Origin of the sequence: Paenibacillus endophyticus (assembly GCF_014192395.1) — a bacterium.
GTDB classification, from domain to species: Bacteria; Bacillota; Bacilli; order Paenibacillales; family Paenibacillaceae; genus Pristimantibacillus; species Pristimantibacillus endophyticus.
The window spans coordinates 275,568-296,327 of record NZ_JACHXW010000001.1; the positions used below are offsets into that span (position 1 = coordinate 275,568).

Genomic DNA, 20,760 nt, shown 5'->3' on the forward strand with positions numbered 1-20,760 from the left:
ATGATTCAGCGGAAAACAAGGTGGGCGCTTGCTCCATGGTCTGCAACCGACGAAGAAAACGCCAAAAAGCTGGCTTCGCATCTCGGTTTACCGCCGCTAGTGGCCAAGCTTCTTGTTAAGCGAGGCTTTGATGAAATAGGTACGGCAGAGCGTTTTCTGCGAGGCGGTGTCGAGCATTTTCATGATCCGTATTTATTGAGGGGCATGAAAGAGGCAGTCGAGAGGATCAGGCAAGCTGCAGCCCATAACGAGAAAATACGAATTTACGGCGATTATGACGCTGACGGCGTGTCCAGCACTTCCTTGCTTGTACATTTGTTTCGAGCCTTGAATTATGAATTTGATTATTACATCCCGCATCGTGCATTAGAAGGATATGGTCTGAATAAGAAAGCTATTAAACTCGCTGCTGATGAAGGTGTCCGCTTGATCGTAACCGTCGATACGGGCATCAGCGCAGTCGATGAAATCGCTTATGCAGGGGAGCTCGGCATCGATGTCGTAGTGACTGACCATCATGAGCCTCCGGAGCAAATTCCGAACGCCTGCGCGGTCGTGAATCCGAAGCAAGAAAATTGTGATTATCCGTTCAAGGGGCTGGCCGGCGTCGGTGTAGCGTTTAAACTGGCGCATGCTTTGCTTGAGCGGCCGCCGCTTGAATGGGCGGATATTGCCAGCTTAGGCACGATAGCAGATTTGATGCCGCTGAAGGATGAGAATCGGATATTGGTCCGATATGGATTGGAGCGTTTGAGGAGCCAGCCTAGCGTGGGCTTCCGTGCCTTGGCGGAAGCGGGCGGTATCGAGCTTGAAGCGATAACCTCAACAGGCGTCGCGTTCGGCATGGCGCCGCGAATCAATGCAGCCGGAAGGCTGGATCATGCGAAGCGGGCCGTAGAGCTGCTTACGACAGAAGATTATGACAATGCGATTCTTGCCGCCATCAGCCTGGATAGCTTGAACAAAGAGCGGCAGCGTGTCGTAGAGAGCATTGTTAAGGAAGCGGAGCAGCTCTGGCAAATGAAAACGGCGGAGGCTGAAGCTTCTGGCATTGCCTCACCGCCAGTCATCGTGCTTGCAGGAGAAGGCTGGAATGTTGGTGTAATCGGCATCGTAGCTTCCAAGCTATTGGAACGTAATTATAAACCCGTTATTATTTTGGGGATAGATGAGAAGACGGGGATGTGTAAGGGGTCTGCACGCTCTATAGAGGGCTTTGATCTCCATGCGGCGCTTACAGCATGTGACGAGCTGCTCGATCATTACGGAGGCCACCAGGCCGCTGCCGGAATGAGCCTGCATCGCGATCGTTTGCAAGAGCTCGAGCAGCGTCTGGGCACGCTGGCGTCGGAGTGGCTCAGCGCTGATGATTGGATACCCAAAACAGCCGTCGATCTGATGTGCTCCGTGAATGAGGCAACTCTCGAAACGATTGCCGAGCTGTCACAGCTCGAGCCATTCGGGATGGGGAACCCTTCCCCGAGACTTCTCTTCCAAGGTGCTGAGCTTGCCGATCGGCGCACGATTGGCAAGGATTCCAAACATCTGAAGCTATCGCTTGGGAGCGGGCGTCCCTTGCTCGACGGTATCGGGTTCAGCATGGGCATACTGGCAGAGGGACTGCGTCCCGGAAGCAAAGTCGATGTTATTGGCGAGCTGTCGATCAATGAATGGAACGGGCAGCGAAAGCCGCAGCTGCAATTGCATGACATGCATTTCGACCCCACTGCGGAAATGTTCCCTGAACGCGAGGATTTTGGCAAGGTTTATCAGCAGTTGAAGCAGCTTGGGCAAGCTCAGCTATCGGGTCTAAATGAACGAATCGCTAAGCAAAGCGGATTATCATTAGTTATCGTAGAGCTGATGCTTGATGTATTCGAGGAGCTGGCGTTTATTGAGCGCAGCAACGGTATGATGTCCGCTGCAAGCTCACCGCAGAAGCGGGATTTGGCGGCCTCGGAGCGTTATCGCTCGGCCAAAGAACAGTATGAAGCATCACGAATGTCCGTAGCCGGTCATTAACGCTAAAGAATAGTTTGAAAAGGAAAGGGTTGACCTCTCGTGTCCAACACAACATACAACTTCAAAGATTACATTCGGGTAATTCCCGATTTCCCGCAGCCTGGCATTAGGTTCAAAGATATTACGACGTTATTGAAGGATGGAGGAGCTTATCGCGCAGCGATTGAAGAAATGCGAGCTGCCATTGCACATATGAAAATCGATGTTATTGCCGGTCCGGAAGCACGCGGATTCGTTGTCGGTGCTCCGCTAGCGGTTGCGCTCGGCGTGGGCTTTGCTCCTATCCGCAAGAGCGGCAAGCTGCCAGGCGAAACCATTACAGCAAGCTATGACTTGGAATACGGCAATGATCAGCTCGCTATGCACAAGGACGCGATTTCACCGGGACAGCGCGTTCTCATCGCGGATGATTTGCTTGCGACAGGCGGAACGATCGCGACTTCGATCAATCTGGTTCGGCAGCTTGGCGGGGAAGTCATCGGGGCTGCGTTCCTGATCGAGCTTGCTTACCTGACCGGGCGCGAGAAGCTTGACGGAATTGACGTTTTCTCACTCATGACCTACGAATAAATGACATAGCGAAGCTAGTCTATACATGCACCGCCTGTTGCTTCTACTGCTTATTGCGGGAAGGCCAGGCGGTTTTATTTTATTCCACAAGCTCTTCGGTAGTTGACGCGGTGCTGCTATTACAGGCATAATATTATAAAAACTCGGAAAACGCATGAATGGGATCCGCCAGGAGTGTAATCAGAAAGGGACGTTTCATGGGCATTGAGCATTTACTCGAGAAGGCATCCGCCTATATGAAAGAGCAGGACCTTATACGCATCCAGGAAGCCTATGACTTTGCGGAGCAAGCCCATCACGGACAAGTGCGGAAGTCGGGAGAGCCTTATATCCTGCATCCCGTAGCGGTTGCGGATATTCTTGTTGATATGCAAATGGACGTGCTGTCTATTATTGCGGCATTGCTTCATGATGTCGTTGAGGACACGACTGTAGATTTGCAGACGGTTCGCGCGAAATTTGGCGAAACCTGCGCGATGCTGGTAGACGGCCTGACTAAGCTTGAAAAAATTCAGTTTCGTTCCAAGGAAGAACAGCAGAACGAAAATTATCGTAAAATGTTTGTCGCTATGGCGCAGGACATCCGCGTCATTCTTATAAAGCTGGCAGATCGCCTGCATAATATGCGCACGCTTAAATTCCAGTCAGAGGAAGCACAGCGCCGGATTGCCTATGAGACGCTTGAAATCTTCTGCCCTATTGCCCACCGTTTGGGTATTTCGGCGATCAAATGGGAGATGGAGGACATTGCGCTCCGCTATTTGAATCCGCAGCAATATTACCGCATCGCCAATCTCATGAAGAAGAAGCGCGCGGAGCGAGAGCAGTTCATCGAGGATGTTATCGGCCGCATTACGGAGAAGCTTGAGGAAATGGGCATTGAAGGCGATATCTCTGGAAGGCCAAAGCATTTGTACAGCATTTACAAAAAAATGACCGACCGCAACAAGCAGTTTACTGAAATATATGACCTGCTTGCGATTCGGATTATCGTAGACAATATTAAAGATTGTTATGCGACGCTTGGCATCATTCATACGCTTTGGAAGCCGATGCCTGGCCGCTTTAAAGATTACATCGCCATGCCGAAGGCGAATATGTACCAATCGCTGCACACGACCGTTATCGGACCTAATGGCGAGCCTACCGAGGTGCAGATTCGCACATGGGAGATGCATCGTACATCGGAATACGGTATCGCAGCGCATTGGGCCTACAAGGAAGGCTCGCTCGTTCCGGGCGGCAACTTCGAGGACAAAATGTCCTGGTTCCGCGAAATTTTGGAGCTGCAGCATGAGGCTCGCGACGCATCCGAGTTCATGGAATCGCTCAAAATGGACTTTTTTGCCGATTTGGTATTTGTGTTTACGCCAAGTGGTGAGGTCATTGAGCTCCCTGCCGGCTCCGTACCGCTTGATTTCGCTTACCGCATCCATACAGAGGTTGGGAACCGGACAATTGGCGCGAAGCTGAACGGACGCATCGTCCCGCTTGACCATAAGCTGAAGACGGGAGATATCGTTGAGATTCTGACGTCGAAGCATTCATACGGACCAAGCCAAGACTGGGTCAAAATCGCACAGTCCTCGCATGCCCGCAGCAAAATTCGGCAATGGTTCAAGAAGGAGCGACGCGAGGAAAACGTCACGAAGGGCAAGGACTTGCTTGAACGAGAGCTGAAGCGTCTGGGTCTTGAGCCGTCAGCATGGCTACAGGACGACAAGCTGCTGGAGGCCGCATCGAAATTTGCATTCAATGACATTGAAGATATGATGTCTGCCATTGGTTTCGGAGGGATTACGGCCGCGCAAATTTGCACGAAGCTAACAGAGAAAATGCGCAGGGAAGCCGAGCTTGCCAATCAGCTCGAGCTAACGAGCGAGGTTAAGGAAATTAAATCGCCGGGTAATCGGAAGCCTAGGATGAACCAAGGTGTAACGGTAAAGGGCATCGACAATTTGCTTGTTCGTTTTGCCCGCTGCTGCAATCCGGTACCGGGTGATACCATTATTGGTTACATTACTCGCGGCCGCGGTGTTTCTGTGCACAGAATGGACTGCCAGAATATTCCGTTTGGCGAAGAGGGCGAGGAAGGCGACCGCGTTATCGAGGTCGAATGGGAGGATACGATTGACGCCAACTACAGCGTGGATATCGAAATCACCGGAAATGATCGCAGAGGCTTGTTAAACGAAGTGCTTCAAGCTGTTTCGGAAAGTAAAACGAACATATCGGCTGTAACCGGACGTTCTGTTAAGAATATGTCTCTTATTCATATTACCGTGCTCATTCGAAATATTGAGCATCTTAACGCGGTTGTAGAGAAAATAAAACGGGTGCAGGATATTTATTCCGTTCAACGGATTATGCAATAATTTTGAGAAAATAGTCGCAAGCAAGCGCAAGCCATATAGGAGGTTAACGGGCAGTGAAAGTCGTCGTTCAGCGCAGCAACAAAGCCAAAGTTGTCATTCAGGGCGAAACGGTTGGGGCCATTGACTTCGGTTTAGTGCTTCTAGTCGGCATCACACATGACGATACGGAGGCAGACGTGAGGTGGATGGCGGATAAGGTCGCTCATCTGAGAATCTTCGAGGATGATACTGGGAAGATGAATCACTCGGTCTTGGATATCGGGGGGCAGCTGCTTTCCGTCTCGCAATTTACGCTTTACGGCGATTGCCGCAAAGGCAGAAGGCCAAACTTTATGGCAGCAGCAAAGCCGGATCAGGCGGAGAACCTGTATGACGGCTTTAATGAATCGCTGCGTGCCATGGGATTAACCGTGGAAACGGGGCGGTTCGGAGCGATGATGGACGTGGAGCTCGTTAATTCAGGGCCTGTCACGATAATTTTGGAAAGCGGTATGTAAGAAGGCAATCGCGGGAAACAATAGACCATAAGCTCTGTAGACAGCTCGATTGTCTGGCAGAAGTCGAATGTAATATTGGAGGTATTCCGCGCATGCATCAGTCACGCAAAGAGCAAGGCATTGAAAGGATATCACGCAAGCTGCTACATCCTGACCGCAGAGAGGCTAAGATTTTCGCTGAACTAGAGGACGATATAGAAGCAGCGGAGGAATGGGCAGGCTTTCCACAGCAACCGCGCCGTGATAACCCCAATCATTTATAACGAGCATCTATAGCCGTCCGGGGATCAAATGACCGGGCGGCTGCTTCGTTTGAAGAACGCAATCGCAATAAAACGCTTTCGAAATTGTAATATTTCTGTAATCAATCTCTAACTTTGTTTTAACATCATTGGCCTATAATAGACCTCGACCCCCTTTTTAAAAATATATTTTACTTTTGGACCTGCAAACACGTTTTGTAGGTTTTTTTCTGCCCATTAACGGAAAACCTATCGGTATGCATCTCGATCTTGACTTTAACTGCTGCTGGAGGTAAAATTAATTCTCAGTATAGATAAGCGATTCATGGATGGGACAAAGTAATTCTACGCGCTGTATCCAGAGAGGGACGCCAGTTGGCTGCAAGGGTCCTTATATCGGCAGAATGAACAGACTTCCCGGAGAACAGACGGCGAACAGTGTGCATGAAGCAAGCAATAGGCTTGGTGATAGGCACTCATTAGCTGGACTGCGGATGACGGACGTTAACCGTCTTGGAGCGGGCTGATGCATGGGATGCAGGCTCGGAATGTGGGTGGTACCACGGGAGATACACTCTCGTCCCTTATGGCGCAAGCTGTTAGGAACGGGAGTTTTTTGCGTCTTGCGACGGCTTCTAAATCGATTATGGAGTCAGGAGGTTTTAATTATGGCTTTTCAAAAAATGCCGGGCACGCAGGATATTTTGCCCGGAGCGGTAGAGAGATGGCAGTATGTAGAGCAGAAGGCACGCGATATTTGCCAGCGCTACAACTTTCGCGAAATTCGCACACCAATATTTGAGTCCACGGAGCTATTTCAGCGCGGAGTGGGAGAAACGACTGATATCGTTGAGAAAGAAATGTACACGTTCACTGACCGCGGCAATCGCAGCCTAACGCTGCGTCCAGAAGGCACGGCGGGCGTAGTGCGTTCTTATGTCGAGAACAAGCTGTATGGTGAGCCAGACGTGTCTAAGCTCTACTATATCGGTCCCATGTTCAGGTATGAGCGTCCGCAGGCTGGAAGATACCGCCAACTGCATCAATTCGGCGTCGAGGCGCTAGGTTCGGTTGACCCTGCCATCGATGCTGAAGTGGTCGCACTCGGTTATACCTTCTATACGGAGGTTGGCTTAAAAGGCGTACGCGTTGAAATCAACTCGGTTGGGACACCGGCCGTTCGCACCGTTTTCCGTGAACGCTTGCTTGCTTTCCTTGAGCCGAAGCGCGAACTGCTTTGCAAGGATTGTCAATCACGCATGGATCGAAATCCGCTGCGCGTACTCGATTGCAAGGTTGATCAAGAGCATTTCACCGATGCGCCTTCCATACTGGACAGTTTGGACGAGGAATGCCAGATTCACTTTGATAAAGTGAAAATGTATTTGACCGATATGGGCATCCCATACGAAATCAACCATCGTCTCGTTCGCGGTCTGGACTACTATACCCATACCGCTTTCGAATACAAGGCTGAGGGGATCGGCACGATCGATACCGTTGGCGGAGGCGGCCGCTATAACGGTCTTGTCTCGGAGATCGGCGGTCCGGACCAGCCAGGCGTCGGACTTGGCCTAGGTCTGGAGAGAACGATCCTGCTGCTCCAGCATCAAGAGACCGAATTGCCTATTTCCAGCCAAATCGACGTGTATGTCGTCGCGCTTGGCGAAGCGGCTGAGCGTGAGGTTACGAAGCTGGTTTATCAGCTGAGACAGAGAGGGATCAAAGCAGAACGCGATTATTTGGGACGCAAGATGAAGGCTCAGATGAAATCTGCTGACCGTTTGCAAGCCCGTTATACGGCTATTCTTGGCGATGACGAGCTGGAGAGAGGCGAGATTTCGCTTAAGGATATGGCTAAGGGCGAGCAGCGCGTCGTAGCTTTAGATAAGCTGGCTGATGAAATAATTGGTTAATGAATTACCCCTATATAATCTAACTGAATGAGGAGCATGAAAACTATGTTGTTAAAAACACATCATTGCGGCCGCTTAACGAAAGCGGACGTTGGACAAACGGTTATTCTAAACGGCTGGGTACAGCGTCGTCGCGACCTTGGCGGCGTACTCTTTATCGATTTGCGTGACCGTTCGGGTATCGTACAAACGGTATTTAACCCGGATTTCTCCGGCGATGCGCTAGCAATCGCTGACCGTGCGCGCAACGAGTTCGTGCTTGCGATTCAAGGCACGGTCGTTGAGCGTGATGCAGAAACGTATAACGCGAACCTTGCTACAGGCGAAATTGAAGTGCGGGTTACAAATATTGAAGTCATGAACGCGGCTAAAACGCCTCCGTTTCCAATCGAGGACGGCGTTGAGGTGGATGAATCGCTTCGCTTGAAATATCGCTACTTGGACCTTCGTCGTCCCGAAATGCAAAAAACGCTGTTCCTTCGCTCGAAAGCGGCTAAGATTTTCCGTGATTTCCTTGACGGCGAAGGCTTCATCGACGTCGAAACGCCAATCCTGACCAAAAGCACGCCGGAAGGCGCACGTGATTACTTGGTGCCGAGCCGCGTGCATGAGGGCGAGTTTTTCGCTCTGCCGCAATCGCCGCAAATTTTCAAACAGCTTCTCATGGTAGGTGGAATTGAGCGTTACTACCAAATTGCCCGCTGCTTCCGTGATGAGGATCTTCGTGCGGACCGTCAACCGGAATTCACGCAAGTCGACATCGAGACTTCCTTTCTCTCGCAAGATCAATTGCTTGCCATGATGGAAGAGCTGACAGCTAAGCTTCTTAAGGAAACCGTTGGCGTTGAGCTGGAGCTCCCGTTCCAACGCATTACGTATGCTGATGCGATGAACAAATACGGCTCGGATAAGCCAGATCTTCGATTTGGCCTTGAGATTGAAGATATTACGGATATCGTATCCGGCAGCGAAGTGAAAGTATTCGCAAGCGTTGCAGCTGGCGGAGGCGTTGTTAAAGCGCTCAACGCCAAAGGCTGTGCGAGCTGGAGCCGCAAGGAGCTAGATGACCTGCAGCCGTTCGCAGCACGCTACGGCGGTAAAGGGCTTGCCTGGATTACCGTGAAGGACGGCGAATGGCGTGGTCCAATCGTGAAATTCCTTAAGCCGGAAGAAATTGCTGCTCTAACCGAGCGTCTGCAAGTAGAAGACGGCGACTTGCTCACTTTCTCTGCTGATAAGAAAAAAGTGGTATCGGATGTGCTTGGCAACCTTCGTTCAAAACTGGGCAAAGATCTTGGCTTGATCGACGAATCCAAATTCAAATTCGCTTGGGTTGTGGATTTCCCATTGCTTGGATGGGATGAGGATGCTAAACGTTACGTAGCTGAACATCACCCGTTCACTCGTCCGAATGAAGAAGATCTTCATTTCTTCGATACGGACCCAGGCCAGATCCGGGCACAAGCTTATGATCTAGTCCTGAACGGCTATGAAGTCGGCGGCGGTTCGATGCGTATTTACAAACGCGAAGTACAGGAGCAAATGTTCAAGGCGCTTGGCTTCAGCATGGACGAAGCGCAAGAGAAGTTCGGCTTCCTGCTCGATGCCTTTGAATATGGCACGCCTCCACACGGCGGTATTGCCTTCGGTTTCGACCGTCTGGTGATGCTTCTTACTGGCCGTACAAATCTGCGTGAAACGATTGCGTTCCCGAAAACGGCAAGCGCGACCGACTTGCTATGCGATGCGCCGTCCGAAGTAGAGCTTTCACAGCTTGAGCAGCTGCACATTCGCACAGTTTTAAAGCCAAAGCAGCCCGTAGCGGCAGTTGCAGCAGCGGAATCAACTGAAAAATAAGCAATCCAAGCAAAGGAGGCGGCAGCCTGATGCTTCATCAATTTTCACGTACGGAGCTGGCTATTGGGCCAGAAGGACTTGCGCTAATGAAGGGGAGCACGGTTGCCGTGCTCGGCATTGGCGGTGTAGGCGGCATTGCGGCTGAAGCGCTCGCGCGTACAGGCGTAGGACGGATTATTCTCGTCGATAAGGACGTCGTTGATATTACGAACGTGAACCGTCAGGTTCATGCGCTTATTACTACGGTTGGCCAACCGAAAGCGGATCTTATGCGGGACCGGATAAAGCTGATCAACCCCGAGTGTGATGTCATAGCGCTGCGGATGTTTTATACGGAGGAAACGTTTGAACAGTTTTTCGAGTATCCGCTCGATTACGTCGTAGATGCTTCGGATACGATTTCGTATAAAATTCATCTGATCAAGCAATGCTTGGAACGGAAGATTCCTATTATTTCGAGCATGGGCGCAGCTAATAAAATGGACCCGACGAAATTTCAGGTTGTTGATATTTCAAAGACCCATACGGACCCGCTTGCTCGGGTTATCCGGACGAAGCTTCGCAAGGATGGCATTAAACGCGGCGTAAAGGTTGTATTCTCTACAGAAACGCCGATTAAACCACGCGAGGATGTAACGAAACAAATCGTACCGGAGAATGCGCCGGAAATTCGCAAGGCGAAGCAGCCTCCCGCCAGCAATTCATTTGTTCCGCCTGTTGCGGGACTCATCATGGTCAGCGTGGTTGTCAAAGACTTGCTTGACTCTGGCGGCATTGAGGCCTAATAGCGAACCGACAGCAAGATTTGCGCTTACGAGGATCGAAGCTTCTGCTTTTCAAACGATGAGATACTCAAAGTTTCTAATAAAAGCCATGCCAAAACAGCGGTAACGCTAGTTCTGGCATGGCTTTTTTGATAGATAAGCACATCTATATGTTTTCACATCTAAATGTGCTTATCTATCTCCGCGAAACGACTGCTTTTGCCACAGAGGACGCTGGCAGCCGTTTACGCTTGAAAGATAGGAAAGGATATGAGTTTGCTCATCCTTTCTCTATATTTCTCGGAATGAAACGCGCCGCGCCGCGCCGCCAAAGGACGGCGACAGCCGTTTCACCTTGCATAATCAAACCCTTGATCAATACCGGGAAATGTAGCGAACAAATGTGCTTGTATGCTATGATCGACGTAACAGAGGGCAGAAGGTTGGGAAGCTGAATGGATTTATTCTCTTATCAGGAAACGGAAATGCCGCGTGCAAGGCTGTTAGCAGACCGTATGCGGCCGCAAACCTTAGATGAGTATATTGGGCAAGAACATATAGTTGGGACTGGTAAGCTGCTGCGTAGAGCCATTGAAGGGGACCAGGTATCATCCATATTGCTATACGGACCTCCTGGCTGCGGCAAAACGACGCTAGCACACATTATTTCACTGCGAACAGCGGGTGAATTCGTAAAGCTGAACGCAGTGGATGCTTCGGTAAAGGATGTACGGGAGGTTATCGATCAGGCTCGTACGAATAAAGCGATGTACGGAAAGAAGACGATACTTTTTCTGGATGAAGTGCACCGCTTCAATACGGCAAGGCAGGATGCGCTGCTGCCTGCGGTTGAGCAGGGAATCATTATATTTATTGGGGCAACGACGGAGAATCCATTTCATCATGTCAATGGAGCCTTATTGTCTCGTTCCACGCTGTTTCAGCTGGAGGCTCTTGGCGAGGAGCATGCCTATGAAGCGATGCGAAGGGCACTCAGTGATCGCGAACGGGGACTTGGCTTCATGGATCTGCAAGCAGATGAGGAGGCGCTTCGTCACATTGCGTCGATGGCAGGCGGCGATATTCGCAGAGCGCTGAACGCGCTTGAGCTTGCTGCGGTTACGACGCCTTCGGAGATGGACGGTTCCGTGCGATTAACGCTGGAGGTGGCGCAGGAATCCATACGCAAGCCCTCAATACGGGCAGACCTTTCCACGCAATACGATGTGTTGTCGGCATTCCACAAAAGCGTCAGAGGCTCTAGCGATGCGGCTCTCTTCTGGTTTTTGTATGCGGTTGAGAAGCTGGGCATGGATCCCATGACCTTCCTTCGCAGGCTGATCGTAGCTTGCAGCGAGGATATTGGCTTAGCTAACCCCCAAGCGATGATTCAGGCTGTTACGGCAATGGACGCTTACCATAAGATTGGCTGGCCGGAGTCGAAGTACAACATCTCGCAGGCTATTCTATTTGCTGTAGAGAGCCCGAAGTCGAACGCGACGGCCATTGCGATCGGCAATGCAGAGGCGGCGATGGAGAGGGCAGGCGGTGCGGAAGTGCCCTTGCATCTGCGCGACACGCACTACAAAGGCGCTCAGCAGCTTGGCCATGAAGGCTATCAATATCCGCATAATTTCCCAAACCATTACGTGAAGCAGCAATATTTGCCCAATACGCTTGGAAGCATGTCCTTCTACAAAGCGACGGAGCAGGGCATGGAGGACAAAATACGGCAAAATCAGCAAAAACGCAAATAAAACAGTTTCTATCGTCTCATACAATAAAAGGCTGCCTGAGATATTAAACTCGGGCAGCCTTTCGTATGTAGGCAGAACAAATGTTTTATGCAATAGCGAACATCAGTCCATAATAGCCAAAAACAGCGGTTAGAATGCCCATTAGAAAAGCAGGAATCAGCTTATTCGTACGGTACATCCATAGAAGCCCGCCTGCCATTAGCAGCGCAGCCGCAAACATAAGCAGGCTTTCCAGCTGAAGGTTGAAATGAAGCGCGATATCAGGGCTGAAGCTGCCTTTATAAATGGTCGTGAATAATGGCGATGGCGAGACGGTTTGCAGCGTCTCCTTCACAATATGAGGGGGAGTTTGCTGACCGAGCACGCCTGTAGCGGCAAGCACGAGCAGGGCAATCAAGCTCTCCGCTCTCAACCAGCGCTTTGGATTGAAATCTGCATGGTTTTTAACAGCCTTCTTGTAGCCAAAGCCATTGGAGTACGCAAATAACAGCAGCGGCAGTATTAATAAATGTTTAATCAACAGCATTTGACCATACGGCAGCATCCACGCGTTAACATATTCAGGTGTCGTGAAAGTCATGAGAATGATCCCGGCAAGCAGCGTCACGACAACGGCTGCTATAGCTACGGGAGAGAACCACCGTAGAAACGCAGGCCAATTGGCGTTATCCTTTGCAAACCAGCTGACAACGAATAAGATGCCGATCCACACGCTTACGGCTAGGAAATGGGACGAGTGCGTAATCAAGCCTCTAAAGCCATATAACGACGAAGCATGTCCCGCATAGCCCAGCCATACGATCAGCAAAAAGGTCACAAACAAAGCAACCTTGGGCATATGCTTATCGTTGCGAAATGCTTTTAGCCCAAGAAGCAGAGCCAGCCCAGCCGAACCTATAGCCGTCCATAGCCAAGCTTTGCCTGTATTGATATCCAGCAGGATGCTTTTGAGAATGGAGCCGTAGGACATGTCGAAATCTTTGCCGAAAACAAGGGCAAGGTTGTGAATAGGCACATACGAGAAAATCGGAATCGCTATCGCGCATGCAAGCAGCAAGCCATTCGGCACTTGAATGGACGGCCTTCTATTCTCCGGTACAAGCTTAAGCAGCAATGATCCTGTTAGAATGGCGAAGCAAACATAAAGAAGGCCTTCGCTCACGTAAATCATTATTTCCGCCTCCGCATCAACAAGACGAGCGCCGCAACAACTATAATCGCACCAATGATGATGGCAGGCGTATAGTTCGTATCATCGCCAGCTGCTCCTGAGGGATTATCATCGCTGCCTGCGTTCGTGCTTGGGTCCGTTTCGCTAGACGGCGAAGGTGACGGCGTGGCAGTCTCAGCAGTCGCCGTTGGCTCGGGAGAAGGAGCTTCTGTCACAACAGGAGCATCAAGCGTAAAGGCGTAGTCACCTTCGACCGAATGGCCGTCTGCGCCAATGATGACCCATTTCACCGTATAAATGCCATTGGGAAGCGTATCCGGCAAGCCTCCGCTCATCTTCATTCCGTCAACCTCAACCTTGTCCTTTTCTATTTCCTCGCCAGCAGCGTTTAACAGCTTGAAATTGCTAAGCTTCTCGATTTTTGTATTATAGGTCAGTTCTATGCGCTCCGGAAGGACGTCGACTGTCGCATCCTGCGCAGGTACTGCCTCCTCAAGTTTTGAATGGGCCAAAGCAACGCTTGGGAGAAGCCATAACGCGGCTAAGCAAATCAGTAATATTCGTTTCATTTGTAAACCTCCTACATAATTTAATGACGCGTCTGACTGGCAGACTGATTGCATTATAACAGATTTCACCAAGCGTCAGCCGGGCACTTCATGATCAATTCGTAACGGCTTTATGAACATTTGTTGAAGGGCCATCCAAGCACCGCTTAAATATCCAAAGAATGGTTAGAAAACTGCGTATAATGGATAGCCTATGCGGAATAGAAATAACTACGGTCTTGAAAATGGTTTATCCTCCGGTTATACCGCATGACACGGCGGCTCAGCAACAAGAGATGCTCTCACATTACACAAAGATCGCCGTATCTTTGTTCCCAAAGGAGGTGCACCTGCTTTCGCAACGGCATGATTGTTCGCGGAGGGCAGGAACTCGTTGAATGACCCGATGCCGATTAGTTTGTCCCTGATTCTTATTTTTCTGTTGGTCTTTATGAACGGTTTTTTTGTCGCTGCTGAATTCGCAATGGTGAAAGCTAGGGGCAGTCGAATGGATTTGCTTGCCTCGGAAGGCCATTCCCGCGCCAAGCTTGCTATGCGTATGACTGGAAATTTGGATGCTTATTTATCGGCTTGCAAGCTTGGCATTACGCTTGCTTCCCTTGGTCTCGGCTGGATTGGGGAGCCTGCGGTTGCAAGGGTTATCGAGCCTCTCCTAAACCAGCTCGGGATACGCAGCGAAGGGGTTCTTCATAGTTTCTCTTTCCTGCTCGCATTCACCTTTATTACGGTGCTTCATCTTGTGATTGGCCAGCTTGCACCAAAAACGATTGCTATCCGCAAAGCTGAATCAGTAACGCTGCTAACCGCTACACCGCTCGTTTTTTTGTATAAAATCATGTGCCCGTTTATTTGGATATTGAATGAAATGGCCAACCAGCTCCTTCGCAAAATGGGAATCGAGCCAGCAAACGAGAAGGATTCAGCGCATACCGAGGATGAAATACGCATTCTGATGAAGGAAAGCCATAAAAATGGATTTATTGATAATACTGAGCTGACGCTCGTTGATAACATTTTTGATTTTACAGAAACCAATGCCAGGGAAATCATGATTCCTCGCACAGAGATGATTTGCTTGAATGCCAGCCATACGATAACGGAGAACAAAAAGCATGCGCTTGAGCAAATGCTCACCCGTTATCCGGTATGCGAGAATGATAAGGATAATATTATCGGCTTTGTGCATATCAAGGATTTATTAAAGGATACGCACCAAAGCCTAAGTGATATTAGACAGATTACGAGACCCATTACAACAGTACCCGAATCGATGCAAATTAGCACGCTGCTAAAACTGATGCAGAAACGAAGATCGCAAATCGCAATTCTCATCGATGAGTATGGCGGAACGTCAGGCCTCGTGACGCTGGAGGATATTATGGAGGAAATCGTCGGCGAAATACAAGACGAGTTTGATGAAGAGCGTGAGCAGCTCGAGCGAATGGATGACGGTACGTATTCGGTCAGCGGGCTAATGCTGATCGAGGAGGTGAACAGCTTCTTTGGGCTAGACATCGATACGGACGATTATGACACAATCGGCGGTTGGATGTATTCTAGAATTGAGCTTCCGCCAGCAAGCAATCAACACATCCGATTCGGGGATGACGTTGAGTTTATTATCGAAGAGACTGATCATTTGCGCATTTCCCGTTTGCGTATTCGGGCAATCAACGACAACGAGTACAGGGGGAAGCAAGCAGGTCATCAACATGGATGAAGTACATCGTGTGAATAAAAAGAAAAAAGGCTGCTTCACATCTGAAGATGTATGAAGCAGCCTTCTTTATTGATTCGATTACGCTTGCTTAGTCAGCATGGCATCGGCATCGATTTTTTGGACCGTTTCGATCGTTCCGCCTCCAAGACAAACGGCTTCGTCGTACAGGACGACGGCTTGGCCCGGGGTAATCGCTTTTTGAGGCTTATCAAAAACGATTCGGACATCTCCGTTTGGAAGCACCGTAACGCTGACGCCTTGATCCGGCTGGCGATAGCGGAATTTGGCTGTGCAGCGGATGGTTTCTCCTGCTTGCAAAGGCTGGGAAATCCAGTTCATTCCGCTCGCGGTCAAACTCTCGGAATAGAGGCTCGGATGCTGCTCGCCTTGTACGACGTAAAGGATATTGCGTTCCAAATCCTTGTCAGCGACGAACCACGGCTCGCCCGAGCCCGAGCCTCCGATGCCAAGACCTTGGCGCTGACCAAGGGTGTAATACATAAGGCCATCATGCCGGCCCTTCTTCTCGCCGCTTTGAACGTCAATCATATCGCCTGCTTGGGCTGGCAAATACCCGCTAAGAAACGTCTTGAAGTTTCGTTCGCCGATAAAGCATACCCCGGTGCTGTCTTTCTTCTTCGCCGTATACAAACCGGCTTCCTCTGCGATGCGGCGAACTTCGGGTTTTGGAAGATGTCCAATCGGAAACATCGCTTTCGCAAGCTGTCTCTGATTTAATGCGCTGAGGAAGTAGGTTTGATCCTTGTTGGAATCAATGCCTCGCAGCAGCTTGGTAACCCCATCCTCCGTGCGCTCGACCTGAGCGTAATGCCCTGTAGCCAAATAGTCTGCTCCAAGTTCCATTGCGCGCTGAAGGAAATCGCCGAATTTGATTTCGCGATTGCACATGACGTCGGGATTCGGCGTGCGCCCGCGCTTGTATTCATCAAGGAAATAGCTGAATACCTTATCGAAATATTGCCGTTCAAAATTGACGGTATAATACGGGATACCGATTTGCTCACATACGCGGCGGACATCTTCCGAGTCCTCTTCCGCCGTGCAATGACCGAATTCATCGGTATCGTCCCAGTTTTTCATGAATATGCCGACAACGTCGTACCCTTGCTGCTTCAGCAGCAGAGCTGTGACGGAGGAATCGACGCCGCCTGACATGCCGACGACAACCCTTGTCGATGCGATTGGTTTTTCCATCATAAACACCACCTTGCTCAAATCAAACCATTATTATTGTAACATAGGAAGCAAACTTTTTCATGAAGTAGTCAAGCTTTTTGCACACGGCGCGTGCGTGATATGTTAACATATAAGTGAAATGGGAATACAGAGAATTAATAGCTTCGCATGCAGACACATGGATGAACCACTATAAAACCAACTAAAGAGGTGCCACTTTGAAAATATCGACAAAGGGCCGTTACGGCTTAACGATTATGATGGAGCTTGCAGTTAAATTTGGGGAAGGCCCAACGTCGCTCAAGAGCATAGCGGAGCGCAATCAGCTTTCCGAACACTATTTGGAGCAATTAGTAGCACCGCTTCGCAATGCAGGACTTGTGAAAAGTATTCGCGGCGCATACGGCGGCTATATCCTCTCGAAGGATCCGGAAACCATTACTTCCGGCGATATCATTCGCATACTTGAGGGCCCTATTTCACCGGTAGACTTTACGGAAGAGGATGACCCTGCGAAACGCCAGCTTTGGCTCAGAATACGGGACAGCATCGCTGATGTGCTTGACTCGACGACGCTCGCGGATCTCATCAATTTCGAAGACGCGGGCAAACCTGACAGCTACATGTTCTACATCTAAAGGAAGCGAACCTATGACAAAACATTATTTTGACCATGCCGCCACTACGCCTATGCATCCTGACGTCGCCAAAGCGATGCTCGAGGTCATGCTGGGTCCTGGCGGCAATTCGTCTAGCATGCATGCGTTTGGAAGAGCGGCCAAGCTCCATCTCAACCGGTCGCGCGATATAATTTCGGCAGCGATCGGCTGCAAGCCGGGAGAGCTGCTGTTCACCTCAGGCGGGACGGAGAGCGATAATGCGGCGATTATCGGAGCAGCCAGAGCACAGCGCAAACGCGGGAGAACACATCTCATTACTTCTGCAGGCGAGCATCACGCCGTTCTTCATACGTGCGAGTGGCTGGCCAAGGAAGAAGGCTTCACTCTAACGGTACTTCCTGTCGACTCGGTAGGGTGCACATCACCAGAGACCGTTCAAGCGGCTATTACACCAGAGACCGCCCTAATTAGCATTATGCATGGCAACAACGAAGTAGGAACGATTCAGCCCATAGAAGAAATCGGACGAATGGCGAAAGCAGCGGGCGTGATCTTCCATGTGGATGCCGTACAGACATTAAGCTGGTTCGATTACCGGCTCAACGAGCTGCCGATCGACCTCATGAGTTTCTCTTCCCATAAGATCAACGGCCCTCAGGGCGTTGGCGCACTATATATCGCTTCAGGGACTCCGCTTGAACCTCTCCAGCATGGCGGATCACAAGAAAGAAAACGCCGGGCTGGCACCGAAAACATCGCAGGAATCGTTGGATTTGCAGCAGCAGTTGACATTTGTGTGAACGAGAGAAAAAATAAGCAACCTTTTATGGACAAGCTTCGTAAGAGATGGATAGAACTGCTTCATGAGCATGCTGGCATACCCGTCTTGGTTAATGGAAGCGGGGAGGACTATTTGCCGCATATCGTAAATGTCAGCTTTATCGGAGTCGATACGGAAACGATGCTGATGAATTTGGATATGGAAGGCATTGCTGCAGCAAGCGGCTCCGCTTGCACTTCTGGCGCGCTTGAGCGATCACATGTGCTGAGAGCCATGGAGCTGTCTGAGGAGCGAATTCAATCTGCCGTAAGATTTAGCTTCGGATTGGGGAATACTTTGGAGGAATTAGAAGAAGCCGCACAGAAGATCGGATTAATCGTGAGGCGTATTCGTAATAACTACTAGGAGGACTCCGCTTAAGCGTGATTAAACTTCAACGGCTTATTGGACTTCCCGTCATCGTCATTCATTCGGGCAAGCTGGTTGGCACGGTCAAGGACGCTTGGTTTGATGAGCACTGGCAACTAAAGGGGCTCATTCTTGATTGTCCCAAATGGTTTGCTACTACTGCTAAGATCGTCGAGTGGTCTCACGTGCTCACTTGCGGCGAGGACACCGTCATTATAGCAGATGAAGCGTCGATCTTTCGGATGAAGTCGAAGCAATTGCTGCGTTCCTTTTACACCGGCTTAGTGAAATTAAAGGATTTGCCCGTCGTAACGGTTAGCGGTATTCAACTTGGCCGTGTGTCGGATGTTTATTTTTACCCAAAAGAGGGTACACAAATAGTAGGCTACGAGCTTACGGACGGTTTTGTTTCGGATCTGATGGAAGGGCGCAAATGGCTGAGAGCGCCGAGTGATCCGGATAGCGTATTACTCGGGGAAGACGCGATTATTGTTCCTGCTGTCAGTGAAGCGGAATTGGAGCCTGTCGCAGCTTCCAATTTCAGAGGATAGGGAGAAATGAAAGATGATGAGATGTCCGAATTGCAACTCGAAAGATATCGGAAAGATCGGTTCCCACCAGTTTTATTGTTGGGGCTGCTTCATAGAACTGACGGTAAACGGCGAGAAAATGTCGGTTTACCAAGTAGAAGAGGATGGTACGTTAAGCTCGCTTGACGACTTGTTCTTTGAAGAGGAAATAACTCAGATTCACGTCAATTGACGTGCTTTCTCATAACAATGACTTTGAAGAGACGGTCTCTGGCCGTCTTTTTTTGCTGTATACGGATGAATCGAGCCGCTTGTACATATACTGAACTAGTTCCGCTCGCCTTGCTGGAGGCAGGTGGAAAACGAAGGTTCGGGGGTGAGGACGGTGGAACGCTTTACAAAGAACCGTCTGTTTGTTTGGCTGGTTTATTTGATATTAGGCCTGATATCCATTTATTTATTGCTGCTGATCAAGCCGCTTATCGTGAGCATATACATCTTTTTGAAGGCTGTTTTTGCACCTTTTGTTATAGCCATGATTATTTCCTATGTGCTTAATCCAATCGTGACGATCCTGCATGAGAGAAAGGTGCCTCGAACGATTGCGGTGCTGCTCATTTATGCGGTCTTTTGCGCAGTCATTACCGTTCTTCTGGTTAATCTGATCCCCATGTTTATCAACCAGGTGCAAGAATTGAATCGTCACGTGCCTGAGTTGTCCATGCGTGCGCAAAATATCGTAACGGACATTAACAATACATCCTTCTTGCCCGAAAGCATTCGCAGCGGTCTTAACAAATCACTTGTCCATATTGAGAAAAAGCTGTCCGAAAGCTTATTCAACTTCGTGAATAATATCGGATCTATGGTTAATGCGATATTCATCACCTTCATTATACCGTTCCTTGCCTTCTACATATTGAAGGACTTTGACGTATTCGAGCGAACGGTTATCACCTATGTGCCCAAGTCGCATCGCAAAAACACAGTAAGACTCCTTAAGGATATTGATACGGCATTAGGCAGCTACATAAGAGGACAGTTTTTGGTTTGCGTTATCGTCGGGGTATTGGCTTACTTTGGCTATCTGCTCATCGGAATGCCATATGCGCTTCTATTGGCGAGCATTGTTGCCATCACGAATGTCATTCCTTACTTGGGTCCTTTTTTCGGGGCTGCCCCGGCATTGCTAATGGCCTCAACGGTATCCTTGAAAATGGTCATTTTAGTCGCTATCATTAATACGCTTTGCCAAATACTCGAGGGCAATGTGATTTCTCCGCAAGTTGTTGGGCGAACGCTGCACATGCACCCTTTGTCCATCATATTCGCGCTCTTAGTTGGTGGCGAAATAGCCGGCATCGTTGGAATGATATTGGCGGTCCCGATATTCGCGGCCTGCAAGGTCATTATCCAGCATATGTTCGCTTATTACGTGCGCAGAAAGATTATTTGACAGGTTGAGAGGGTGTAGCTATAATTTTAAAATAATCAAGTGTCAAAAATAAGGTGATAAAGCGTTGACGAATTGAAGTAGGCCAATGCCCGTTAACCAGAGAGAAAGCTTCTTCACAGTGACTGCCCGCCAGTCAATTGTGTCGGTTGAGAGAGCTTTTATGACGAAGGGTGGCTGAAAGCTCTTTTCGGAGTGTGAATGAACTTCACCGGGTGGACCCGTTAACGTCTAATGAAGGCGATTGCGCAGGCTGCATGCAGCGAGCAATAACCAGGGTGGTACCGCGAATGTTTTCGTCCCTGTCAATG

General features: G+C 49.7%; 19 protein-coding genes. 16 read left to right on the forward strand and 3 right to left on the reverse strand.

Translation table 11 applies throughout. The annotated features are described in order from the left end of the window. The 10 genes from recJ to FHS16_RS01270 all read left to right on the forward strand — a co-directional run bounded on the left by recJ (window position 1) and on the right by FHS16_RS01270 (window position 12,000). Window positions 1-2,022: a single-stranded-DNA-specific exonuclease RecJ gene (gene recJ / locus FHS16_RS01225; RefSeq protein WP_183557754.1), complete on the forward strand. Its 2,022-nt coding sequence runs from the start codon at window positions 1-3 to the stop codon at window positions 2,020-2,022. A gap of 39 nt (window positions 2,023-2,061) precedes the next feature. Beyond that, a complete protein-coding gene (locus tag FHS16_RS01230; RefSeq protein WP_183557758.1) occupies window positions 2,062-2,592 on the forward strand; it encodes an adenine phosphoribosyltransferase in 531 nt (176 codons plus the stop codon). A 197-nt stretch (window positions 2,593-2,789) separates the two neighbouring features. After that, on the forward strand, window positions 2,790-4,967 hold the full coding sequence (locus FHS16_RS01235) for a RelA/SpoT family protein (protein WP_183557761.1): 2,178 nt from the start codon (window positions 2,790-2,792) through the stop codon (window positions 4,965-4,967). 53 nt (window positions 4,968-5,020) lie between these two features. Further along, complete coding sequence (gene dtd / locus FHS16_RS01240) at window positions 5,021-5,464, forward strand: D-aminoacyl-tRNA deacylase (protein ID WP_183557765.1); 444 nt, start codon at window positions 5,021-5,023, stop codon at window positions 5,462-5,464. A gap of 92 nt (window positions 5,465-5,556) precedes the next feature. Then, window positions 5,557-5,727 (forward strand): hypothetical protein, encoded by a 171-nt coding sequence (locus FHS16_RS01245; RefSeq protein ID WP_183557768.1) that lies wholly within the window; start codon window positions 5,557-5,559, stop codon window positions 5,725-5,727. Between the two features lie 308 nt (window positions 5,728-6,035). Beyond that, on the forward strand, window positions 6,036-6,233 hold the full coding sequence (locus FHS16_RS01250) for a hypothetical protein (RefSeq protein WP_183557771.1): 198 nt from the start codon (window positions 6,036-6,038) through the stop codon (window positions 6,231-6,233). A 141-nt stretch (window positions 6,234-6,374) separates the two neighbouring features. After that, window positions 6,375-7,622, forward strand: coding sequence for a histidine--tRNA ligase (gene hisS / locus FHS16_RS01255; protein WP_183557774.1), 1,248 nt, complete (start codon window positions 6,375-6,377; stop codon window positions 7,620-7,622). A 45-nt stretch (window positions 7,623-7,667) separates the two neighbouring features. Continuing rightward, complete coding sequence (gene aspS, locus FHS16_RS01260; protein ID WP_183557777.1) at window positions 7,668-9,479, forward strand: aspartate--tRNA ligase; 1,812 nt, start codon at window positions 7,668-7,670, stop codon at window positions 9,477-9,479. 29 nt (window positions 9,480-9,508) lie between these two features. After that, complete coding sequence (locus FHS16_RS01265) at window positions 9,509-10,264, forward strand: tRNA threonylcarbamoyladenosine dehydratase (protein ID WP_183557780.1); 756 nt, start codon at window positions 9,509-9,511, stop codon at window positions 10,262-10,264. A 434-nt stretch (window positions 10,265-10,698) separates the two neighbouring features. Further along, entirely contained in the window at window positions 10,699-12,000 is a 1,302-nt protein-coding gene (locus tag FHS16_RS01270) for a replication-associated recombination protein A (RefSeq protein ID WP_183557783.1), read from the forward strand. Between the two features lie 85 nt (window positions 12,001-12,085). Here FHS16_RS01270 and FHS16_RS01275 read toward each other — a convergent pair whose 3' ends face one another. Continuing rightward, window positions 12,086-13,171, reverse strand: coding sequence for a CopD family protein (locus tag FHS16_RS01275; protein ID WP_183557786.1), 1,086 nt, complete (start codon window positions 13,169-13,171; stop codon window positions 12,086-12,088). Continuing rightward, window positions 13,171-13,740, reverse strand: coding sequence for a copper resistance CopC family protein (locus FHS16_RS01280; RefSeq protein ID WP_183557789.1), 570 nt, complete (start codon window positions 13,738-13,740; stop codon window positions 13,171-13,173). The genes FHS16_RS01275 and FHS16_RS01280 overlap by 1 nt, the downstream gene beginning before the upstream one ends. Window positions 13,741-14,113: 373 nt before the next feature. On the opposite strand from FHS16_RS01280, the gene FHS16_RS01285 reads away from it, so the two are divergent. Then, complete coding sequence (locus tag FHS16_RS01285) at window positions 14,114-15,460, forward strand: hemolysin family protein (protein ID WP_246431521.1); 1,347 nt, start codon at window positions 14,114-14,116, stop codon at window positions 15,458-15,460. 78 nt (window positions 15,461-15,538) lie between these two features. Here the strand turns inward: FHS16_RS01285 and mnmA are convergent, their stop codons facing one another. Next, on the reverse strand, window positions 15,539-16,675 hold the full coding sequence (mnmA, locus tag FHS16_RS01290; RefSeq protein WP_183558479.1) for a tRNA 2-thiouridine(34) synthase MnmA: 1,137 nt from the start codon (window positions 16,673-16,675) through the stop codon (window positions 15,539-15,541). A gap of 200 nt (window positions 16,676-16,875) precedes the next feature. On the opposite strand from mnmA, the gene cymR reads away from it, so the two are divergent. The 5 genes from cymR to FHS16_RS01315 all read left to right on the forward strand — a co-directional run bounded on the left by cymR (window position 16,876) and on the right by FHS16_RS01315 (window position 20,452). Continuing rightward, window positions 16,876-17,295 (forward strand): cysteine metabolism transcriptional regulator CymR, encoded by a 420-nt coding sequence (gene cymR / locus FHS16_RS01295; RefSeq protein WP_183557792.1) that lies wholly within the window; start codon window positions 16,876-16,878, stop codon window positions 17,293-17,295. Window positions 17,296-17,308: 13 nt separating this feature from the next. Beyond that, entirely contained in the window at window positions 17,309-18,463 is a 1,155-nt protein-coding gene (locus FHS16_RS01300) for a cysteine desulfurase family protein (protein WP_183557795.1), read from the forward strand. Window positions 18,464-18,480: 17 nt separating this feature from the next. Beyond that, a complete protein-coding gene (locus FHS16_RS01305) occupies window positions 18,481-19,017 on the forward strand; it encodes a PRC-barrel domain-containing protein (protein ID WP_183557798.1) in 537 nt (178 codons plus the stop codon). A 13-nt stretch (window positions 19,018-19,030) separates the two neighbouring features. Next, window positions 19,031-19,228, forward strand: a complete 198-nt coding sequence (locus FHS16_RS01310) for a YrzR-like zinc ribbon domain (protein ID WP_183557801.1) — start codon at window positions 19,031-19,033, stop codon at window positions 19,226-19,228. Window positions 19,229-19,381: 153 nt separating this feature from the next. Continuing rightward, window positions 19,382-20,452 carry an AI-2E family transporter gene (locus FHS16_RS01315; RefSeq protein WP_183557804.1) on the forward strand — a complete coding sequence of 357 codons (1,071 nt, stop codon included), beginning with the start codon at window positions 19,382-19,384 and terminating at the stop codon, window positions 20,450-20,452. Window positions 20,453-20,760: the final 308 nt, after the last annotated feature.